Here is a 20,086-nt window from a genome sequence, read left to right as displayed (position 1 = left end):
TCCGCAGGCCAGGGCCTTGCCCCCAACAGGGTTGACCCCATTAGGTCCAACAGGGTTGACCCCCGAAGGCGTTGACCAGCGCAAACCGTCGGCGTCCGTAGTGAGACCTCGCGCACGCGCGCGTAGGGACTGTCACCTATTGCACGAAAGAGCCCGCGACCGTAGCGGTGCCGGTCCGTACGGTCCGCCGTCATGAGCACACGACGCACCCCGCGCCGCCGCGGCCGGCCGAGCATGCTGACCTCCGACCGGATCGACACCATCGCCCGGGTCTTGGCCCTCGGGGTGTCGGTCGGCGATACGGCGGCCGCCGTCGGGATCGCCCGCGGCACTCTCTCCCGCTGGCTCTCGCGCGGCCGCGACGCCGCCGAGGCCCGCGAGGACGGAGAACGTCCCGTTCCCGCCGACGACCCGTACATCGACCTCTACATGCGGGCGACCCAGGCCCGGGCGCAGATGGCGCTGCAGGCGGTGAAGGGGGTCATGGACGCGGGCATGGGCCGGATCGTGGTCCAGGAGCAGGTACGTACGTGGATCGACCCCGAGACGGGCGCGGAGGTCACCCAGCGGCAGACCCGCTACCTGCGGGCTCAGTGGCGGGCGCTCGCATGGTGGCTCGCCCGGACCTACCCCGAGCATTACGGGCCCAACGCCAAGTCCTTCGAGCAGCAGCTCGACGAGTGCCGCGCCGAACAGCACCCCGCCGGCCCCGACGACCCGGACATGGCCGCACTCGCCGAACGGCTCGCTGCCTCCCTGGCGGCCGCACCTACAGCTCCGGCATCTGCATCCAGCGGGTCCACAGCTGCCAGCCTCCCACGGCCTCGACCCAGTGCCAGCCGTCCGGCTCAGGGCCATGCTCGAAGAAGCGATCCAGACGGGATTCTGCCCACTCCGCGAATGCCGCCCGGCCCTCCGGACCGGCACCTGGGCGGATCAGCAAGTTCACCTGAAGGCTGCCGTCGCCCAAGTCGATGATCTGGGCGAAGCCGTTGTGTTCCGGCCGCGCTATGTCGGGCCACTCGTCGTGGATGATGACGCCGCGCTCTGCCAGGCGCCGCTCTGCTGCGGAGGGTTCGTCCATGGTCCCAGGATGCCTTCCTGGGGTGAAGATACGCCTCCAAGGAACAGCGAGTTGATCTTGAAGCCCTGTCGGGGGACGCGGCCCGGCCACCTGACCGCGAACCGACTGCACGGCCTGGGGAATCCCGGTGTGCCAAGCAGGTTCCGGGCCCTACCGTCGGCCCATGGTCTACAAGTTCGGGGACAACCCCCAGTGCGCGAAGCGCGCCCGCGTTATCACCCACCAGCTCCTTGAGGAGGCGGCGAAGGTTACCGCGTCCCACCCTTTGATCCCCACGGTGGACCAGGACGTCGCTCACCAGATGCTCGGGTGGTGGCAGTTCACGAACCGGACCGCAGACCTGCTGATGCGCTCGTACGACAGCGAGTTCACGGTGGAGGCGGCCGGGCTGATGCGGAATCTGATCGAGCACGCCCACTGCATGGACTGGCTGGCCGAGCACCGGGCCGAGGGGCTCCGCGCGATGGAGCACGCCGAGTGGGAGCGGCGGAAGAAGCTGATCGAGAACCTTCAGGCGGTGGACTGGCCGGTGCCGGCCGATATCGAGGTTGGGGAGGAGCCCGCGTATGAGTTCGCCGACGATGACGAGGCCCGGCGCCACCGTCGACTCAAGGGGCTGATCGGGAACGTCGCCGATCTCGTTGCCTCCCGGGGCATCCGCACCATGTACCCGGTCTACCGCTACCTGTCCTCCTACGCCCATGCCTCTCTGCAGACCGGCGAGGCGTTCGTGGAGCGGGGCCCGGGGGTGGCGCCGGCGCTGTACCGCACGGGCAAGGTGCCGGTCGGTGAGTCGCGGGCGTGGATCCCGGTGTGCCTGTACGTGGCCGGTACCGCAATGGGGCAGTTCCTCGTGGGCGAGCCGATGCGCAGGACGCTGGAGAAGGCCGCGTACGACCTCGGCATCGGGGAGATCGTGGCCGAACGCATTCGGCTGGAGCTGAAGAACCGCTGAGCAGTTCAGACCGGGTTGGGCTCGTTAGGACTAACGGGCCCAACCATCGACGTGACCAGTGGAGGATCCCGCCGTGCCCTTGTCCGGGCGCGACTTTGCGCTACGGTGCCCCCGGCTGGACGCGCACCGCCACCCGCCGCAGGCCCGACGCCCACGCCGTCGGCCAGCGATCGGCCAAGGTCCTTCGGGGCCCGCGAAATCCGTAGACGTGTACCTCCCGTCGGCGGGCAGCGTGGGTGTACCCGCCGGATCCGGAGACACTGATGCCTCGCAGCCAGAGCACCGCCGCCCAGCGCGCCCGTGAAGCCCAGCAGCAAGGCGGCGGGAAGTTCACCGCCCTCCTGCGCCAGGCCGCTGGTGGCGAGCCGCTCAGCACCTTCGCCCTCCGTGACCTGCTGGCCGAGTGCTCGACGTCGCCCTTGGTCGTCGTGGACTGGGACTACCACCCCGATTACGACGTCCGCGGTCCGCAGATGTTCGACTCCGAGCTGATGGGCGGCCCTGTCCCCTACGGCACCGTGTTGGCGCTCGCCGGGGCGTTGTCGCAGTCCGCGATGGACGCCGAGCTGCTGGTCGAGTCCCACAGCCGCCTGGAGGGCGCGGTCGTGAGGTGTGAGGGGCGCCGCTTCAACCTGGTGCTCACGCAGGAGATGGTCTACGAGCTCTGCCGGACTCCTCGGTGCCACCATCACCCAGTGGAGGAGTTCGACATCCCGTTCTGCACTGCTCATCTGGCCGAGCGCTCGACAGAGGAGTTGGTGAGGATGGCGAGGGCCTGGGGGTACGCCCAGCACGAGACGCACTCCAACGATCCGGGCAACGCGACCACAGGGTTGGAGGGCACCTTGCTCGTCCGTGCCGCCGTGGCTCGCGCTGCCGTCTCGGAGACCCTGGACGTCATGGTCGAGGCCTGCTTCCAGGACCCGAACCTGATCGATGACGTGTACTGGGACGCCGACGTCGCCATGGCCGTACGCCACGGCATGGACCGTGAACGGCTACGCCTGGAGAAGGAAGCAAAGGCCGAAGCTGCAAGGCTCCGAAAGGCTGCTGGGGACTCCTGCACCACGTGCGGCCGCACTCTGTCCCGACACTGGCCCGGCTGGAACGTCCCTCCGCAGTTCTGCTCCACCACCTGCGCCCCAGACACTCCGCCGCAGCCATCCGAGGGCAACCCCTGGGCCCGATCCTTCCGGTGACTTGGCCGCCGCCAGGGGCGGCGGCGTCGACTGCGAGACTTCCCCGGTGAGCACCATGCGCCGCCCGCTCGGACACGGACCAGCCCCCATCGTTGACGACCAGGAGCAGCGCGCCGTACGCGGCCGCACAGCCGCCGAGCGGGCGACCGAGGGGACCGCGTCGGCTGTCCCGCCCCGGGCCGCTGTCTCAACAACCCGCCGGGCTCTCGGTACTGGCGCCCGCGCCTGATCCCGCGCCACCTGCAGCAGACATGAATACAGGTCAGCCCCTGTTGGTCCCATTGGATCCAATAGGGGCTGACTGCTGCCTGCGTCAGTCAGGCGGTCTCGTCGGCGAGCGCGGCCGCCTTCACCTTGTCGTCGTGCTCACGGAGCATCCGCATGATGGTGGGCGGCGAAGGGTGCTGCCCCTTCTTCGTGCCGCTGGTGATGACGAGCCGGGCCGACATGTCGCGCAGGCTCACTCCCTCGGCCCGCAGTTGGAGGGCCATGGCAAGCATGTCGGAGTTGGTCACCGTGGGCCCGCCGATGGTCTTGCCGCGGTTGCGGGCGGACTCGTGGCCCTCCAGAGTGCGGTCGCGGATGTACTCGCGCTCCATGCCGGACAGCGCGGCCAGCACGTTGAAGACGACGCCTGAGGGGTCGTGGGAGCCCTGGAGCTCTCCCGTGAGGAACTGGAGGCCGACGTCGGCGGCCTTGAGGTCCTGAGCAAGCGTGACCAGCTCGATGCCACGTCCGAGCCGTTTGTGCTCGTGGACGACGAGGGTGACCCGGGCTCCGGAGGTGCGCAGTTCGCGGGCGAGGGCGACGGCCTTCTCCAGTTCGGGCCTCTGGGCGACGCGGGTGGAGATCTTCTCGGAGAACACACGGGTGACACCCTCGGCGGCGAAGGAGTCGAGCTGCGTGTCCAGGGACTGGCGTGCGGTGGAGGCCCGGGCGTAGCCGATACGGATGTGTCCGACCGGCTCGGTGCCGGCGGCGGCCGGGCGGGGGAGCTCCACCCAGGCCGCTCCGGGCTTCCGCACGGCGGGGGTCGGGACGTTCAGGGTCTTGGCGAGCGCAGGCACTAGCCGGAAACGGGCCGTGTGGTACTGGATCGCCACCCTTCCCTTGGTCGTGCGGCAAGGAGAACCCGCCGGGGCGGCGCAGGTGGACATGGGACAGGCATGCGCCTCAACGCGCTGAAAGTCACTCACCTCGCCAGTGTTTCATTTGTGCGTTTCAAGAGTCCAGCACTTTGAAACGACCCATGAAACAAGAAACGCCCAGCGTAGACCTGTTGGGTCCGGGTGTTTCATAAGGGACCACATATGAAACGGGTGGCAAGCCGCCAGGACCTGCCAGTTCAGCAGTGGCCCCCGCCGCGCCTTCTGTTCTGGAACTGCTCCCGAGTGATATGGCCGTCCCGGAACATCGCTTCCCACATCGACTCGGATTCGTCGTACGCGGAGGCCGCCTCCGAAACGTTGCGCGGCTCCGGATCCGCCCATGGATCAGGTCCGTAGGACAAGCCGTAGTCAGGACTCCCGAGTCCGTACTCCTCCCCAGGTTGCGCCTGCGGGTCGGGCTCGTACGACAGCCCGTAGTCCGGGCTCCCGGGCCCGTACTCCTCTTCCTTCTCCTGCCTCGACGCCACGTGGCACCTCTCCCCTTCACCTGAGTCAACCGACCCTAGGACCTCATCCCATGCCCAGGGAGCTGGGTCTTGAAGCTGCGAATACCAGTCCGCGAAGCGCCTGGGGTCCTCACTTCACCGTCTGGCCTCCAGGTTCAGGTCGGTGGAATGCCAGCCGGTGAAGAGCCTGCACCGGGATCAGAGAGGCCAGGAAGTCAACGAACAGCTCCAGTTCGTCCAGCAGGCTCGGCTCTTCCAGGCAAACCACGATGCGGGGGCCGTCGCCGCTGTCGCTCACCGCTCCGGCGGAGAGCACCGGGCTTCCCCAGCGCGTCCACATCGGGTGCGCCTGCATCCGCTGGATATTGGCGACTGGCATGGCGAAGTCATGCCACGTACCGAGCCTCTCCGCCGTCAGGGCGCCGGTATGCAGCGCGTGGGCCAACCTCGCGGACTCCACGGCGGCAACCTGAAGGCGCCGGACCTGCGGAACAAGGCGGCATGCCCGGAGCAACAGACTTTCAGTCGTGGATCGAACGAGCTCACACTGGTCGCGGAACGTTGGCGCGGCAAGCAGCCGTCGGCGGGCGTCGGCTCTGATGTTCGCCTCAAGGTCTGGCGGCAGGACGCCGACCGGGACGCCGCTCAGGCGGGACACGTTCTCTTTCAGAAGCTCCACCATGCCGTCGACCACGACCTCCAGGTCGTCTGTGTCGATCTCATCGTCCGAGTCCCGGTAGAACAAGGCCACGGTTTCAGGCGAGTACCGCGACTCTTCTCGAACCGGACCCGTCTCGACGTCCTCGAGGTTCCAGGTGCGCCTCGACCGCCGGGCTTTCCGTTCAGCGGCGCCCAGCCGGGCCATCGCGGCTTCTTTCGGTGAATCGGCCCGCACGTCCATGCCCAGACGCCGGCGCCCCACTGCCAGGTTCTCGATGACAGCTTCGCGAAGAAGAGCTACATCCGGTTCGGACAGCGTGGCAATCAACGAGATCGGGCCCATCGTCAAGCTGCCCTGCCGCGCGTGATCGATGAGCAACCGGGCCCGCTCGACGATCTCTTCGCTGAGCTCCGATTCGCTGCTACCACCGCCGGCGTAAGCACGGGGGAACCGAGGCAGGAAGCCCCGCTTCTGCCACCGCTCGATCTGCGTCTGGGACGCCCCAGACAGCCGCATCAGCTCGCGCATCGCCGCGCTCGTGGTCCTCGCCATACGGCCGAGCGTAGAACCTCGCGAACTTCCGGGATCGCCCCTTCCATAGACCTGCTGGTGACATGACGTCGTGCCGCTCGGCACACACGGCCCGCCAGTTCGGGCGGACGAAGAAGGAGAACGTCGTGACCATCCAGATCGCGCCGCTGGCGGCCCTGCTCATCGTCGTGGGCCACGCCGTCGGCTACTCGGTCTTCAAGTACACCGCCCGGGCGCACGGCGCCGCCGGCCGCGGGGACCTGGTGGCGTCGATCGCCTCGGGGGCCACCGTTGCGACGCTCCTCGCTCTGCTGCTCACACCCGGCTTCGGACAGGCGGCCCCTGCCTCGCCCACGACGACCCCGGCTTCGACCGTGTCCCCTCGGTGAGCATGGACGTCGTGAACGGCCTGGCGCCTCCAGGGAGGCGCCAGGCCGTTCAGGTATCGAGAAGGCCCAGTTCGCTGTCGGGCCGGCACAGCGGGCACGCCACCACGTCAGGGACCGTCAGCAGGATCTCCCGGACGCTCTGCGCGGTCGCCGGGCGGCCGCGGCTGCTCATCGGGCAGTCGCCGGTGTGGACCCGTTCCGGGGTGTGGCGTACGCCGATGCCGTACTCGATCCACCACTGCGGCGGCTCCGGCGCGGGCCGGCGCCGGGCCTGCTCGGCGTCGGCCGCGCGGACGGCGGTGATCCTCTCGTCCACGCGGGCCAGGGTCAGCTCCAGCCAGCGGCGTATGACCAGCAGCTGCTCCAGCGCGGGCGGCAGGGGCAGGAGGGGGTCGGAACCGGACACGTGTCTACGCCGCCTCGGTCTCGACGGGATCCTCCGCGGGGCGGGCCTGCTTCTTCAGCTTCATGCGCGCGGACACGACGTCTTCCCGCGCCACGGTCGCCCAGTGGGGGTGGTCGACGACCGCGATCGCCAGCCCGCAGATCTCGGCCCACATCCGGTCGACGGTCTCCTTCTCCTCCTCCGACCAGCCGGGGCTGTCGGGGACGTCTCCGCGGTGGGAGAAGCGCTCCCCGCGCACCCACCCCTTTATGGGCTCCACGCTCCACGGCAGCCCGGCCAGGTAGGCGCGGTGCTCGGCGTAGGCACGGTGCAGCTCCTCCTGGAGCTTCAGGAGATCGTCGGGGAAGGCTTCGGATGAGGTCACCACTCAATCGTAAACCTGTTCGATTTTAGATCGGAACGCGCCACTCCGCTCGGTCCCCCGCACGGCTCCGTCTGCAGCCCTAGCCCCCTACGGACTCCCGCGTACCGCGGCAGACGAGGAGCGGTGCGACGCTGGATCCAGGGGCCCGCGACGTGGAGGTCCGAGTGCGTCCCATCTGGTCCGGTGCGATCTCGTTCGGCCTGGTCACTTCTCTGAACTAGGCAGTGTCCTGACGATCATGTGACTGTCGATAGTTGTGATCGTTAGCCTGGGTATGGGACGGGGTGATCTCACGGATGCCGAGTGGGAGCGGTCGCGTCCGTTCCTACCGGTGAGCAATGGACGTTGTGGCCGATGGCGTGACCACAGGCAGGTCATTGACGGGATCTTGTACCGGGTGCGGACCGGGGTGCACTGGCGTGATCTCCCTGGGCGATTCGGGCCGTGGAAAACGGTCTACGAGCGCCATCGGCGCTGGTCAGCCGACGGAACCTGGGAGCGTCTGCTCCAGCGGGTCCAGGCAGAGGCGGACGCCACGGGCGGCATCGACTGGGATATCTCGGTCGACTCCACCGTGGTGCGGGCCCACCAGCACGCGGCCGGCGCCCGTTCCGATCCGCCGCCCGTCGTTTCCGGGGGACGGGGTGGCAGAACGCCAGAGCGAGACGCGGTGATGGTGCTGTACCGTCCGCCTGGCGGGGGCGGTACGGGTGGTGAGAGCCTAGGGCGTTCGCGCGGCGGGCTCACCACCAAGGTTCATCTGAGCGCGGACGGCCGCTGCCGCCCACTGTCCCTGATTGTGACGCCAGGGCAACGCGCGGATTGCACCCAGTTCGAGGCGGTTCTGGAGAAAATCCGCGTCCCCCGCCCCGGGCCGGGCAGGCCCAAGAAGAAACCCGACAGCGTGGCGGCCGACAAGGCGTACAGCAACGGCCTGTGTCGTGCCTACCTACGCAGGCGCGGTATCCGGCACGCGATACCGGAGAAGACCGACAGTCGAGCCGCCCGCCTGCGCAAGGGGGCGCGGGGCGGGCGGCCACCAGGCTTCGACGAGGAGCGGTACAAGAAGCGCAACACCGTCGAGCGGGCAATCAATCGCTTGAAGAACTTCCGTGCTGCCGCGACCAGATACGACAAGCGTGCCTACGTTTTCCTCGGCACGGTCACCGCTGCAGCGTGGGCCATCTGGCTGCGCACGTGAAAGAGCCGGCGCGGAACCAGCGCCCAGCACCCTGCGCCTACTCGCCTTCGGAGGTCCCGTGCTCCTGGACGAGGTGCACGAGGGCCCTCACCCGCTTACCCCTGGCCGCGACCTGCGCTTCCACCACCACACTGGCTCCGGGCCCCGAAGCATCGGATTCGGCCTCCCCGACGAACCCGGGTGCACGATAGAAGCCGTGGGAGTCGATGAAGCCGACCTCGCCGCCGTAGCCCGGGGCCGCCGTAACGGACCACTCCACACCGTCAAGTACGGGCTTCTGGGCGAACCCGTACTCCTCTCCCGCTGCGATGGTCACTTTCGCAGGGACGATCTCCCACGGCGAGCTGTCGGGCACCAACTTGACGACGGCTCGCGCCGTGTCGCCCGGCGCAGCCCCGTGCGCCTCCACCACCACACTGGCGCCGCGCTCTGACGACTCAGCGTCGGTCTCCCCAAGCACCTCGGGTGCGGTGTAGAGGCCGGTGTCACTGTCGATAGAGCCGGTCTCGCCCGCATAGCCATCCGCCGGGACAACACGCCATTTCACCTGCGCAGGCCCACGCTCCACCTGGAACTGGAGCATCTGGCCGGGCTCAACGGAGGCCTCTTCCGGTGAGATCGACCAGGACAGCCGCCCGCCGGTTTCCTCGATCACCTCAGTTGCGTCACTCATTGCATTGCCCTTCGTCGTCGCGGCGTCACGTGCCACGCGATCATGGCAAGCGAGGGGTGAGGGCCGCACGAGTATCACGGCGTCTGGCCAGAAATGATCGACACTGATCGAGATGGACCGGCGTTCATGTGGCGACGAGTGATCGCCGGGACACCGCCTAGGAGCTGTCCGGCCGATCAGCTCTCAGGCAGGCAGAGTGCCGCACCCGAAGGTGTTCCCTTCATCGAACAGCCAGTGGAGCTTGATCAGATCCGCTATACCGGTCTCTGACCGGTGATCAACCGAAGGCCCACTACCTGGAGAGTCACGTGGAGACACACGTAACGATTCTTGCGGATGTTGATCCGACCCTGGCGCTGTTGCAGGCCGATGGCAGTCCCCTGCTGGATGCGGTCAAGCTGGACCACGCCCCGGGCCGCGGGTTGATCCCGTGGTCACAGCAGGTGCGCATCTACAGCAACGACATCGACCAGGACATCGAGGTGCGCCTGATCAACGAGCCGGTGCTCATCGGCGACGCGGCTGGCACCCCGAGTGTGCCGCTGTCCGTGTCCCTCAACGGCCGGGAGGTGGGCCTGGCTGTGACGGACTTCTTGGTGGCTGACCTGTTCGACGGTGCGCTCCCGGGCGCTTCCGTGTCGATGCCGCTGCAGATCGCACAGAAGACCCCTGGGGCTATCGACGTCGCCGATCGCTTCCAGGGAATGGTCTCGATCGCGATGACGCAGAAGACCGCCGGTCCGTAGGTAGTTTCATGGTCGGGTCCGGAGCCAGATGAAGAGGGCGGCCACGGTGACGGTGCCGAGGAAGACGTACCCTCGCTTGTCGTAGCGCGTCGCGACGGCCCGATGGTTCTTCAGCTTGCTGATGGCCCGCTCGACGGTGTTGCGCTTCTTGTACAGGCCCTGGTCGAAGCCGGGTGGCCGTCCGCCGCGTGATCCCTTACGCAGGCGGGCGGCCTGGCTGTCCACCTTCTCCGGGATGGCATGCCGGATGCCGCGCCGCCGCAGGTACTGGCGACAGAGCCCGTTGCTGTAGGCCCTGTCGGCCGCAACGCTGTCCGGCCTCTTGCGGGGCCTGCCCACTCCCTGACGGGGAACCCAAATCTTCTCAAGCACTGGTACGAACTGCGTGCAGTCGGCGCGCTGCCCAGCCGTAACCAGCAGGGACAGCGGACGACAGTGGCCATCGGCACTCCGACTCGCGCCGCTGACCCGGCCCAGGACTGAGTGCTCGACTTGGCCAGACCCGCGCCAAGTCGAGCACTCAGTCACAGTTGGAGGCGTTGCCTGGCGGTCGCCGAGGCGTTGATCAGGTCTTGAAGATGAACCGAGCTCTCTTTCGGCCTCGGGGAACATCGGTACAGCGGTTATCGGCGAGAACGATCGTGGCCGTCTAGCCTCGACCGTCTCGCCGAAGCCCCTAGGGCAAGATCAAGACGGGCGGAGTGTCGCCCGGCTCGGGCGTATCGTCGCTGTCGGACGGGTCGGAGTTGGCGGGCAGCTTGCATTGGCTCTCAACAAGGTCCTCAGCCAGCTTCGGGTTGTAGGCGCTCCTGATCACGTCCAGGGAACGCTCCAGGACGCTCTCGTCGCAGGAAGGCTTGCCCACGACATCGGTGAGGACCCGGCCCGCTACACCGAGGACGGGCACCTTAGCAACGCTCTCTGTGACGTCGCTGAAGGTCGAGGACAGGCTGTTGTCGTTGTCGATCGGCACGGCGTGAGCGGTGCTGGCTCCACCAAGACAGGCGAATCCGGCTACAGCAGCACCGCAGAGAACACGATGGATCAGTTTGGTCATAACCGGTCAACGATCACGGTAGCCACTGGATGCTACGGGTCACTCCGTAGACCCAGGCTGCATGCCTGAAAGCAGGTGGAGGGTCAGGTCGGGCAATGGAGTTCGACGGCGGGCCGTGCTGCTGGTTCAGCCCGGTAGGGTGCCGAGCCGAAGCGGCGGTGCCAGGGCAGCCGACCGGCCGAGTCTGCGTGTGGGCGCCGACATCGCCCGCCTGGTCGGCCTCTTCCTGGGCCTCCCGCTCCCTCTGCTCGCGCAAGACCGGCACCGTCCGCATCGCGTACCTGGAGGGCCATCCCATCGCCGCCCTCGCCCACGACCACGGCATCAGCCGCGGCGCCATCCGCACCGCCGTCGCCGATCTCCTTCCCGAGCACAGCGCCGCCGACGAAGACCGCCCTGCCACCGAGCTGCCGGTCACCCTCGACATACCCGGCAAAGTCGCCGACTTCCTCCACACCACCGAGCTGGAGCCCGCCGACCGCGCCGCTCTCGACCAGCGAGTGACGGTGCGACGCGGCCACGGCTACACCCTGCGCGTCACCGCCGCCCCCGCGGTGCACCGCTAGCTCCTCGCCCGCTGCCAGCCCCTCGACGGCGCCCAGCGCAAGGCCCGCCGAGAGTACGAGAGCAGTCGCCGCTCTCCCGCCGACAGGACCATGATCGTTCTCGCCGATAACCGCTGTACCGATGTTCCCCGAGGCCGTCCTTCCCTGGACGTGGCTTGATCACCTCTGCTGGGCAGGTCGCGGGGTGGGGAGTCCCAGCAGGACCGGCCCGCCGGATGCCGCAGCATCGATCTGGACGATCTTGGACTCGGCTCCGGCGAGGCTGACGCGGAGCCCTTCGATCTCGCCGAGCCAGCCCTCGTGCTCGGCCTCGGCGATCCGGTCCAGCAGGTTGTCGCGGATTTCCACCAGTCGGCCACGCTGTGCCGGATCCGGCCGCAGGAGGGAGCAGCGGACACAAGCGTGCTCGTGGATGCAGGCCGTGCCGTAGGCGCGGGCGCAGGTACCGACGGAGAGTTTGCGGCGTTCGAAGTGGCCGAGGAAGTCCTCCCACTCGGCGTCGGTCGGGGTGCGGTACTCCTCGGCGGGGCGCAGGGTGCGGCGGCGGGCGATGAAGGCGCGGTGGGCTTCGATGGTCTCGGTGGGGTAGACGGCGTTGTAGCCCATGGTGGTGTTGATGTTGGCGTGGCCGGCGATCACTTGGGCGATGTGGGGTGGCAGGCCGGTGCGGATGGCGTCGGTGATGAACATCCGGCGGAAGTCCTGCGGGGTGAAGGTCAGGGGGCGGCCGGTGGCGTCGGTCAGCCGCATGAAGGCGACGGTCTCCTTGAGGATTTCGCGGATGGTCTGGGAGTTGATGGAGGAGGGTTCGCCTGCGCGGTTGTACTGGAAGAGCAGGGGTGCGGGCGGGTCCCACCTGCGCTCTTCGCTGTCGTAGCGGGTGACGAGGGGAATGAGGCCGGTCTTGGGGTCGCGGACCCGGCGGATGATCGTGGCCAGGACGTCGGCGAGCTCGGGGCTGACGAGCAGGACGCGCTCGACGTCGGTCTTGGAGGGGGCGATCTGCAGGAGGGGGACGATCTCGCCGGTGGTGGGCAGCCGGTACTGCACCATCGCGTGGTGGGTGGTCTCCAGCATCTCCTCCACACGGGCGCCGGTGTGACGCAGGAACTCGACCGTCGCCCAGGCCCAGAAGGCTCGGTGCTCGGCACGGTCGAGGTGCACGAGGCGGCCTTCCGCGTCACGGGCAGCGGCGCCGGCCTTGTTCGCCCCGCGGGTGTAGGGGGCGCCGTCGAGGGTGAAGCGTTCGCCGGGCGGGGTGGCGCGGACGATCTCCAGGTGGGCCGCGCGTAGGCGGTGGTGGTCGGCGGAGGCCCGGGCGAACGCCTCCAGGACCGGAAGGCGTTCGCGGGTGCGTTGGTCCATGCGGGCCTTGGTCCGGGTGACTCGCTTTTGGTTGGCGATCTCGGCCACCTTGATCGGGCATGGCGCCACCCAGGGACCCCAGCGTGCGGGTTCCTCGATCGCCCAGCGGGCGATGTCCAGGTAGAGGGCACGGACGTTGATGAAGATCATGGTGCGGTCGCCGCGTTCCACGACCGTCTCCTCGATGGAGCCGTCCGGGCGGCGGCATCGTTGGACACGGGTACGCAGGCGTTCCTTCCAGGCGGTGGCGACGTCGGCCGACAGGCGCAGGGTGTCGATGCCGGGGTGGTGTCGTTCGATGTCGGCCCAGAAGTTCCTGGTCAGGTGCCGGGCGAGGTTGTCCAAGGTGGAGTAGTCCAGGCGGGGGCGGCGTTCCTCCAGGTAGTCGATGAGCAGCGCTCTGATCCCCGGGGAGGCGACGGGGTGGCGGTCGACGAGCTGGATGCAGGTGAGCTGGCCAGTCACCTGCTCCAGGAACCGCAAGGTGGTCGGAGCATCGGGCGGCAGATGCCCCAGTTCGCGCAGCCACGCATAGTAGAGGGTGCCACCGCTGCCGACGCCGTGAGCGCTCACCCGTAGTCCGGCGTCGTATTCGAGCGCGTCGCCGACGGTGATGTCCGCCAGGCCGCCGCCCTTGGCCAGCATGATCCGGGTCAGCGCACGGCGGGCCAGGCCCCCTCTCGCTGACGTCCACCGTTCGGCGCCGACGACCTCCTTCAGGCGGGCGAAGCCGTCGGGGTCGCGACATTCCTCGACGAAGGTGCGCACGTGGGGGCTGTTAAGGCCCCTCTGCCACGACAGTGACAGCCGGATCACATCGGCGGCTGCCAGCATCAGCAGGCCAGCCTGAATGTTGGTCCCGCGCACGGCCGGGATGCTCACCCACGCCTCGGCCTCCCGCCGCCAGCGCTGCGGGCAGGCAGCGGCCGGGGATGCCTCCCATCGCTCCTGCCAACTCTCCCCCTCGAAGCCGGACAGCCAGGCCAGGACCGCGCGGGCGCCTGACCGCCGGTGCCACCGGGTGTGGGCCGTGTCCGCGCGGAAGGGCGGCCGCTCCAAGACTGCGAGCACCTCGTCGGCCGGCGCGTCCGTGATCGGCCACCGCCGCCTGGCAGTTCGGGCCGGGAAGCGAGCTCGGGCCTGCGCCAGCAGCCCTCCGGACGCTCGTGGTGCCGGCGCTAGCACGGCCGGGCCTGCTGCGGCAGCGCCGGTGGTCTCCCGGACCCGCGCGTTCACCTGGTCCTCCCGAACAGCTCGTCCAGCGAGTCCGGCCGGTAGCCGGCCGCCGGGACCGCCACCACCCGGGCCTCGCGGCTCTGCCGCGCGTGGTGGGCGCGCACCGCATCGACGATCTCCTCGCGGCCCGCGGGCAGGTAGATCTGGGTGGTACTCAGGTGCGCGTGGCCCAGGACCCACTGCACGTCCGTCAGCGCCAGCTTCGGGTCCCGCGCCATCCGGTACGCGGCCGTCTTGCGCAGGTCGTGCAACGTCCAGTTCGATCCCAGCAACCGGTTGGCCCGGCCGAACATCGCCCGCGCCGCGTGGTAGGTCAACGGCCGAAACGGAGGGCGCAACGTCCACCACAGCCAGCGCCCCGGCCCCCGTGGCACCCCTGCCCGCCACGCCTCCTCCTGGTACAGGCGCAGCCACACGAACGCGTCCGGCGCCGACGGCACCTGCTGATATGCCCGCGTCCCTTTCCGCACGACCCCGAGCAGCTGCTCTCCCGGCAGGGCATCGCGCTGCCGGCACGTCAGCAATTCCTCCGCCCGGGCCCCGTTAGAGACCCAGAAGGCCAACAGGGCCCGGTCCCGGTGGTGACGCAGTGCCGCGAACAACTCGTCGAACCGTTGGTCCGGGATCCGCCGGGGGACCTTTACCGGTACCGAAGGCCGATACCGGCCGCCAGGTGAAGTACGGACCGGCCCGCCAGCGGCCGAAGGAAGCCGGCGACGCTCCCGTCCCGTGGGGAACGGGTTGACGATCGGGCCGGTGCACGCTTCCAGGTGGAAGTCGTAGAACGACCGCAACACGGTCTCGCAGTGCGCCCGTGTCGCCGCCGCGTACATCAGCCCTGGCCCCGCCCGCCCCGTCACGGTGTTCGGCACTCCGGCCGACGGCTTGGCGGCTGGCCGCGCCGTGGGGCCGGCCGCCCGCCCGCGCCAGTGCGCCCTGACGGGCTTCGGCGCGATCGCCATCCAGCGGGCAAAGTCCCGCGCCTCCAACCGGGTGGCTTGATGCCACCGGACCCCAACGGCGTTCAGGAACCGCCACCACCGCAGCAGGTCCATCCCGTACGAGCGGATCGTCGACGGCGGCCGCGAGCATGCCTGCAGCTCGGCGAAGAATGCGGACACCGGCTCCACCACCGCGCCCGTGGCATCCAGCAGCACGTACGGCTGGGCCGGGTTCGCCACCTCCACCAGAGCACCGGTCTGGGGTAACACGAAGCTGATCAGATCCCGAGAGGGATCACCTGTCTCAAGCATGGCCGGAAGCTAGCAGAAACTGCTTCTGACCTGCGGTTACTCGGGAACTAGTTCAGTCAACACCACCATCCCGATCAAGGTGGTGCCGGCCACCGAGTCGCACGACATCAGCTTCCGGCAGATCCACACCGCCGACGGCGGCCGGGTCCGCTACCGCAAGGTGTGCGAGCTCGATGGCCGGCAGCTGCGCCAGGACGAGATCGTCCGGGGGTACGAGACTGCGACGGGCACCCTGATCCCCGTCACTGACGAGGACCTGGACAACCTCCCGCTGCCCACCGCGAAGGCGATCGAGATCGTCTCCTTCGTGCCGGCGGCGAGCATCGACCCGATCCAGATCGGCGCCTCCTACTACCTGGCCGCGAGCGAGCAGATAGCAGCAAAGCCCTACGAGCTCCTGCGCCAGGCCCTGGAGAGGTCCTCGAAGGTGGCCGTGGCGAAGTTCGCGATGCGTGACCGCGAGCGGCTGGGCCTGCTGCGGGTCAAGGGCAAGGTGATCGTGCTCCACTCGCTGCGCTGGCCCGACGAGATCCGGTCCGCCTCCCAGGTCCCTGTGCCGGACACAGCCGTCTCCGAGGACGAGGTGGACGCGGCCGTCCGCCTCGCCGAGACACTCACCGGCCGCAGCGTCGAGGAGATGCGCGACGAGTACAGAGATGCACTGGAGGAGGTCATCGCCGCCAAGAGCGCCGGGACGACGCCCGCGCCCGTAGGGAGCTCGGCGCCGGCCCCGGCCGAAGTCGTCGACCTCATGGCCATGCTGGAGAAGTCCGTCCAGGACGCCAAGGCCACCCGCAGCGAGCCCGGCACCGTCCACCAGCTCCCGGACAAGAAGACGGCCTCGAAGAAGGCCGGCAGCGCGGCCGCCGGAAAGACTGCCGCCAAGAAGACGGCCGCGAAGGGGAAACCGCGGCGAAGCGCCTGAAGCTCAGGCCCGTACTTGCAGATGGTGTTGGGGGAGGCACCGAGCAGCTTCGCGATCGAGGTCGGACGGACTTGCTGCGGGGCCGCGTTTCACGGTGGCTGCGGCGACCGGGACGTGAAACGCCCAGTCACCCGTTCGGCCGATGCCTGAAGCCTTGCCGACGGCCGGTGAGGAGAGTTCCCCCTCTACCCATGATCTTTCGGTGTTTCAAAGCTCAGGGTGCGGCCGAAGGCCGCACCGAGGGCCGGTTTCGCTGCAACGAGAACCGACCTGTTTCCCCTGTTGTGTCGAGTGGCAACGGCCCGGGGAGACCGCGTACGAGAGATCCGCCCCATCGGGGCGGACGCAGTCGGCCACGTCCCGGACATGCCTGACCTGCAGACATGTGGACATGGCGCTGGAAGACATCCCTGTTACGGCACGGTCCAAGACCAGGCCTGGGACAGCCTCCTGGGACGGCCGGCATGGGTTCCATGCCTGGCCGGTGGGCATCCGGACGCGTCTCCCGGAGCCGTCCGGGAGACGGGCGCAGTGGCCCGCACCAGGGCTGAAGAGGGATCCCACGAGAGAGCCAGGGTGTTCACCAGGCCGAGGCCGGCGTGGAACAGGGCGAGGGACTGCGGTCCTGACCGATTGATACGCATCGCCTGTGCTCCCCTCCGTGAGGCCCGACCTGCTTCGGGCTACGCATCGCAGCCTGAGGGTTCCAGCGTGCCGGGACAAGAGCCCTTGGCAGCCGCACCCGGGACACCGCGGAGCGACGGGTCGCCAGCGGCCCGGACGCCATCGCGGTGACCTGCGAATTCAACACTGACGCTGTTTCAACTTCCAGTGGGACAACATGAAACGACGACTCTGGCGCCCGTAGACGGGCACACGAGGGTCCTGAACGCTGTGGGGAGGTCTACGACCTTCGGTCCTGCAAGGCCGTCGGTCAGCTCGTGGGCCTGTCGAGTGGCAACGATCCCCGGGAGTAACAGTTGAAGAAGAAGACCGCGCACGCAGCCGCGTGTGTGGAGGCTCCGACGACGAGCACCGGACCCCTGGTTCCGGTGCCCGCCACGATCATCGTGGTCATCGTCATCCTCCTCACCGCCGCACTCACCTTCTACGGGATGCCGGTGGACACCGTCATCACCATCCTCGCCGTCGGCGGCCTGCTCGGCATCGAGCTGATCCGCCGGCTGGTCGACACGCTCACCACCCGCCGCCAGGTCTCCTAAGAGACCGCGATGGGGCGCGAACCCAGCGCCCTGGCTGAGCACACCGCCCGGGGTCTGGCGCAGTGGCTGCTGTCACTGCGCCAGGCCTCGGGCCTCTCTGTCAGCCAGGTGGCGAGCCGAACCGAGCGGATGGGCATGTCCATCTCCCGCAGCACCCTGTACCGGGCCGAGGTGGTCCGCATGGTCGGGAAGCAGCCGAGCATCCCCGCATGGCGCGTCGTCGAGGCCTACACCAAGGCCTGCGGCGGCAACATCACCGAGGCGAGGCGCCTGTGGACCAAGGCCGCCTCCATCCCGGCCCCCGGCAAAACCAACCCGACCCCACCCCGGCCGCCGGCCAAGGCACCCCAGTACATCTCCGAGCCCATCGACCTGCTCCACGCCATGCAGAACCTGCGCCTTCGGGCCGGAAACCCATCGTTGCGCGAACTGGAGAAGCGGGCCACGCCCCGCTCCAGCACCGTCACCCTCCTGCCGCGCACCACGCTCGGCGCGGTCCTCAACGGCACCCGGCCCTGCCGCCGGGAGCTCCTCGCGCACTTCGTCTGCGCCTGCGGAGTGACCAACGAGGCAGAGGTCATGCGCTGGCTCCAGGCATGGGACCGCATCGAGGCCTCCCGCACCGGCACCGTCAACCACGACATGCACCACCGACTCACCGCACTCGAGGAGGACCTCCACCACACCAAGGCCACCCTGGCCACCGTGCTCACCCTGCCCAAACCCCGCCACGAGCCGGAGCCGGAGCCGCAGCTGGTACTCGCACCGGACACCCGCCCCACGGACACCAAGCACCCTCAGGTCGCCGAGCCGGTCACCGAACCGGATCCCGTCACCCGGGCCCGCACCAAACCGTCGCGGACCCGCCGCCCCGGACAATGGCTGTCCGGACTGGTCAAGGGCATCTCTGCGGCCTTCTGAGAACTGTGGTGGGAGCATCCGATCCACTGGACGCTCCCACCACGTCTGTCCCGGACGGGTAGCGCGGTCGAGGTTGCTGAAGGGGTTCTTGCAGACTCTGAGCGCCTTGGTGAGCACCGTCGGCCAGTCTGCAGAAAACGATGGTTTTTTGAAGATCTGCATCCCCTAGAAGTTGGGGAAGGGCACAGACCGGAAGGGAGAAGATCGGTCTGGTGTACGTGGAGCGCAACCTCGACGAGAAGGTCGAGAAGGTCGCTGACCCCAAGTGCTACATGTTCTCCACGAACTTCATGTCTACTTCTAGCTCTAATTAGCACGATTTGCGAGCATGGAAGCTTTTGGGAAAGGGACTCGATGGAGCACACCGTTGTCCGTTGTGCCGAAGGGCATGTTCTCAGCACCTCCTTCTAGAACGTGTGCGATCAGAACCAGGGGGGTGGAGGCCAGCCTCAGGGGGTGACGCATGAGGTGCCTGAGATCGACAACGTCCGCGTACATGAAGAAGGCCGTGATGAACGGCATGCTGCATTGCCGGAGCCGCTGTCCAAGAAGGCGATGGAGAAGCTGGAGCTCATCGTCTCTGACGAGGCCCGCGGTGTTGTTCATGCGCAAGAAGTCCGGACTGGATCAGGGGCACATAGACCTGGCGCTGATGGAGGGTCATCCACGCCCTGAGCAGTACGAACGCCTCAAAGCGGCGTGTGGATCCGGACCCTGCCTGATGGCGGCCGGGCTCTGATCATGGATTTCGACGGCAAGTCGTCAGTGATGTGCACCACACGACCTGGGGCGCGAACGCTGAGGAAACGAGTACGCATGACGTCGATATGCGCCTCTGACCTGCGGTGATCGAGAGGCCTTGTTTCCCATACTCCGGGTGAGTGACATTCATGCAATCTGTGGGTCAGTTCGGAGTGTCGCGTGGGGAGTTGGCGTGACCGTACCCCGTTGGGTCTACCGGCCCCGCGTATCGTGTTGGCCCATCGAGAGCCCTTCGGAAATGACGAAGGGAGACCGCTGCGAGGACTGCTTCCTAGGGCCTGCCTCGCGGAGGATCTCCCTCTCGTCTGACGTCGGGCTGCCGCTTCACAGTGAGGAGAACAAGGCAAGTGACGTCGATCGACCGTACCCCAGTCCCCGCCAGTCCCCAAGGTCCGCAGCTCCGAGCGTCCCTGCTCAAGTGGCTTACTGCTGTCACTGCGCTGACGGCCACCGTTGCAACGGTGGTTCTGTTCGCCGTTGGCAACACGGAGGCTGCCACGGCCGTTGCTGTCATCGGAGCGGCTGCGCTGGGCTTCGGCGGTATCCAGGTGACCATCCAGATCCGGCGCTGATTTCGTCGGCTGAGGGGCCCCATGTGTCGGGAGACCGGGACATGGGGCCGCCACTTTCTGGAGCAAGACCTCGTATGTGGACTACTAGGAGAACCCGTAAGTCCAGTAACCCCTGCCCGACGTACCGTCAGCCGTGATGCGAGACTTCGAGGGTGAGCACGATGCGTCGCCCCCTCGGGCATGGACCTGTCCCCGCCGTCGCCGACCAGGAGTCGCTGATGGTTCCGCGGGGGACAGCTGCAGAGCGGGCCGTGGCGGACGAGTTCCGCCCGCCCGCTCCGGTGTTGGCAGCCCGTGCCTCGTCGGAGCGCCGGCTGCTGGGGGAGGGACCCCGCAGCTGACGGACCACTGCGGGTAAGCCCTCATCGGCTTACCGCCCCTG

Annotated in this window: 20 protein-coding genes; 11 read left to right on the top strand and 9 right to left on the bottom strand. The window is 68.2% G+C overall.

The features are described 5' to 3' along the window. Nucleotides 1–192: 192 nt before the first annotated feature. From ACFYYJ_RS40430 to ACFYYJ_RS40420, 3 genes are all read left to right on the top strand, one after another. Nucleotides 193–978, top strand: a complete 786-nt coding sequence (locus tag ACFYYJ_RS40430; RefSeq protein ID WP_389139794.1) for a hypothetical protein — start codon at nucleotides 193–195, stop codon at nucleotides 976–978. Nucleotides 979–1,247: 269 nt separating this feature from the next. Then, nucleotides 1,248–2,039 carry a DUF5677 domain-containing protein gene (locus ACFYYJ_RS40425; protein WP_389139791.1) on the top strand — a complete coding sequence of 264 codons (792 nt, stop codon included), beginning with the start codon at nucleotides 1,248–1,250 and terminating at the stop codon, nucleotides 2,037–2,039. Between the two features lie 263 nt (nucleotides 2,040–2,302). Beyond that, on the top strand, nucleotides 2,303–3,238 hold the full coding sequence (locus ACFYYJ_RS40420) for a hypothetical protein (RefSeq protein ID WP_389139788.1): 936 nt from the start codon (nucleotides 2,303–2,305) through the stop codon (nucleotides 3,236–3,238). A gap of 317 nt (nucleotides 3,239–3,555) precedes the next feature. Here ACFYYJ_RS40420 and ACFYYJ_RS40415 read toward each other — a convergent pair whose 3' ends face one another. Together ACFYYJ_RS40415 and ACFYYJ_RS40410 are read right to left on the bottom strand one after the other, a co-directional pair. Further along, nucleotides 3,556–4,341, bottom strand: a complete 786-nt coding sequence (locus ACFYYJ_RS40415) for a recombinase family protein (protein WP_389139786.1) — start codon at nucleotides 4,339–4,341, stop codon at nucleotides 3,556–3,558. A 642-nt stretch (nucleotides 4,342–4,983) separates the two neighbouring features. Continuing rightward, a complete protein-coding gene (locus ACFYYJ_RS40410; RefSeq protein WP_389139784.1) occupies nucleotides 4,984–6,066 on the bottom strand; it encodes a hypothetical protein in 1,083 nt (360 codons plus the stop codon). Nucleotides 6,067–6,191: 125 nt separating this feature from the next. Here ACFYYJ_RS40410 and ACFYYJ_RS40405 point away from each other — a divergent pair, with 125 nt between their 5' ends. Beyond that, nucleotides 6,192–6,434, top strand: a complete 243-nt coding sequence (locus tag ACFYYJ_RS40405) for a hypothetical protein (protein ID WP_389139782.1) — start codon at nucleotides 6,192–6,194, stop codon at nucleotides 6,432–6,434. Between the two features lie 49 nt (nucleotides 6,435–6,483). Here ACFYYJ_RS40405 and ACFYYJ_RS40400 read toward each other — a convergent pair whose 3' ends face one another. After that, complete coding sequence (locus tag ACFYYJ_RS40400) at nucleotides 6,484–6,840, bottom strand: DUF6233 domain-containing protein (protein ID WP_389139780.1); 357 nt, start codon at nucleotides 6,838–6,840, stop codon at nucleotides 6,484–6,486. 4 nt (nucleotides 6,841–6,844) lie between these two features. Next, nucleotides 6,845–7,204: a hypothetical protein gene (locus ACFYYJ_RS40395; protein ID WP_389139778.1), complete on the bottom strand. Its 360-nt coding sequence runs from the start codon at nucleotides 7,202–7,204 to the stop codon at nucleotides 6,845–6,847. A 274-nt stretch (nucleotides 7,205–7,478) separates the two neighbouring features. Between ACFYYJ_RS40395 and ACFYYJ_RS40390 the strand changes: the two genes are divergently transcribed. Further along, nucleotides 7,479–8,405: an IS5 family transposase gene (locus ACFYYJ_RS40390; RefSeq protein WP_389139819.1), complete on the top strand. Its 927-nt coding sequence runs from the start codon at nucleotides 7,479–7,481 to the stop codon at nucleotides 8,403–8,405. A 37-nt stretch (nucleotides 8,406–8,442) separates the two neighbouring features. Here ACFYYJ_RS40390 and ACFYYJ_RS40385 read toward each other — a convergent pair whose 3' ends face one another. After that, nucleotides 8,443–9,114, bottom strand: coding sequence for a hypothetical protein (locus tag ACFYYJ_RS40385; RefSeq protein ID WP_389139776.1), 672 nt, complete (start codon nucleotides 9,112–9,114; stop codon nucleotides 8,443–8,445). Nucleotides 9,115–9,386: 272 nt separating this feature from the next. Here ACFYYJ_RS40385 and ACFYYJ_RS40380 point away from each other — a divergent pair, with 272 nt between their 5' ends. Then, nucleotides 9,387–9,824 (top strand): CS1 type fimbrial major subunit, encoded by a 438-nt coding sequence (locus tag ACFYYJ_RS40380; protein WP_389139774.1) that lies wholly within the window; start codon nucleotides 9,387–9,389, stop codon nucleotides 9,822–9,824. Nucleotides 9,825–9,830: 6 nt separating this feature from the next. Here ACFYYJ_RS40380 and ACFYYJ_RS40375 read toward each other — a convergent pair whose 3' ends face one another. Then, entirely contained in the window at nucleotides 9,831–10,436 is a 606-nt protein-coding gene (locus tag ACFYYJ_RS40375) for an IS5 family transposase (RefSeq protein WP_389139772.1), read from the bottom strand. 64 nt (nucleotides 10,437–10,500) lie between these two features. Further along, nucleotides 10,501–10,881, bottom strand: coding sequence for a hypothetical protein (locus ACFYYJ_RS40370; protein ID WP_389139770.1), 381 nt, complete (start codon nucleotides 10,879–10,881; stop codon nucleotides 10,501–10,503). Between the two features lie 158 nt (nucleotides 10,882–11,039). Between ACFYYJ_RS40370 and ACFYYJ_RS40365 the strand changes: the two genes are divergently transcribed. Next, nucleotides 11,040–11,447, top strand: a complete 408-nt coding sequence (locus tag ACFYYJ_RS40365; protein WP_389139768.1) for a resolvase — start codon at nucleotides 11,040–11,042, stop codon at nucleotides 11,445–11,447. A gap of 159 nt (nucleotides 11,448–11,606) precedes the next feature. Here ACFYYJ_RS40365 and ACFYYJ_RS40360 read toward each other — a convergent pair whose 3' ends face one another. Both ACFYYJ_RS40360 and ACFYYJ_RS40355 read right to left on the bottom strand, forming a co-directional pair. Further along, complete coding sequence (locus tag ACFYYJ_RS40360; protein WP_389139766.1) at nucleotides 11,607–13,871, bottom strand: tyrosine-type recombinase/integrase; 2,265 nt, start codon at nucleotides 13,869–13,871, stop codon at nucleotides 11,607–11,609. Nucleotides 13,872–14,044: 173 nt separating this feature from the next. Further along, nucleotides 14,045–15,259, bottom strand: coding sequence for a tyrosine-type recombinase/integrase (locus ACFYYJ_RS40355; RefSeq protein WP_389139763.1), 1,215 nt, complete (start codon nucleotides 15,257–15,259; stop codon nucleotides 14,045–14,047). 61 nt (nucleotides 15,260–15,320) lie between these two features. On the opposite strand from ACFYYJ_RS40355, the gene ACFYYJ_RS40350 reads away from it, so the two are divergent. The 4 genes from ACFYYJ_RS40350 to ACFYYJ_RS40335 all read left to right on the top strand — a co-directional run bounded on the left by ACFYYJ_RS40350 (nucleotide 15,321) and on the right by ACFYYJ_RS40335 (nucleotide 19,704). After that, a complete protein-coding gene (locus ACFYYJ_RS40350; RefSeq protein ID WP_389139816.1) occupies nucleotides 15,321–16,226 on the top strand; it encodes a Ku protein in 906 nt (301 codons plus the stop codon). Between the two features lie 980 nt (nucleotides 16,227–17,206). Continuing rightward, nucleotides 17,207–17,449, top strand: coding sequence for a hypothetical protein (locus ACFYYJ_RS40345; RefSeq protein ID WP_389139761.1), 243 nt, complete (start codon nucleotides 17,207–17,209; stop codon nucleotides 17,447–17,449). A 9-nt stretch (nucleotides 17,450–17,458) separates the two neighbouring features. Further along, nucleotides 17,459–18,370 (top strand): hypothetical protein, encoded by a 912-nt coding sequence (locus tag ACFYYJ_RS40340; protein WP_389139759.1) that lies wholly within the window; start codon nucleotides 17,459–17,461, stop codon nucleotides 18,368–18,370. A gap of 1,109 nt (nucleotides 18,371–19,479) precedes the next feature. Continuing rightward, nucleotides 19,480–19,704 (top strand): hypothetical protein, encoded by a 225-nt coding sequence (locus ACFYYJ_RS40335; RefSeq protein WP_389139757.1) that lies wholly within the window; start codon nucleotides 19,480–19,482, stop codon nucleotides 19,702–19,704. Nucleotides 19,705–20,086 lie beyond the last annotated feature (382 nt).

Source organism: Streptomyces sp. NPDC002467, from assembly GCF_042889825.1.
Taxonomy (GTDB): Bacteria; Actinomycetota; Actinomycetes; order Streptomycetales; family Streptomycetaceae; genus Streptomyces.
The sequence above is the reverse complement of the archived record's forward strand: the minus strand, read 5'-3'. Positions and strand labels throughout refer to the sequence as shown.

Coding starts and splice junctions, on each gene's coding strand:
- ACFYYJ_RS40430 (WP_389139794.1), top strand. CDS start 193: ATGAGCACACGACGCACCCCGCGCCGCCGCGGCCGGCCGAGCATGCTG.
- ACFYYJ_RS40425 (WP_389139791.1), top strand. CDS start 1,248: ATGGTCTACAAGTTCGGGGACAACCCCCAGTGCGCGAAGCGCGCCCGC.
- ACFYYJ_RS40420 (WP_389139788.1), top strand. CDS start 2,303: ATGCCTCGCAGCCAGAGCACCGCCGCCCAGCGCGCCCGTGAAGCCCAG.
- ACFYYJ_RS40410 (WP_389139784.1), bottom strand. CDS start 6,066: ATGGCGAGGACCACGAGCGCGGCGATGCGCGAGCTGATGCGGCTGTCT.
- ACFYYJ_RS40390 (WP_389139819.1), top strand. CDS start 7,479: ATGGGACGGGGTGATCTCACGGATGCCGAGTGGGAGCGGTCGCGTCCG.
- ACFYYJ_RS40375 (WP_389139772.1), bottom strand. CDS start 10,436: ATGTTCCCCGAGGCCGAAAGAGAGCTCGGTTCATCTTCAAGACCTGAT.
- ACFYYJ_RS40370 (WP_389139770.1), bottom strand. CDS start 10,881: ATGACCAAACTGATCCATCGTGTTCTCTGCGGTGCTGCTGTAGCCGGA.
- ACFYYJ_RS40340 (WP_389139759.1), top strand. CDS start 17,459: ATGGGGCGCGAACCCAGCGCCCTGGCTGAGCACACCGCCCGGGGTCTG.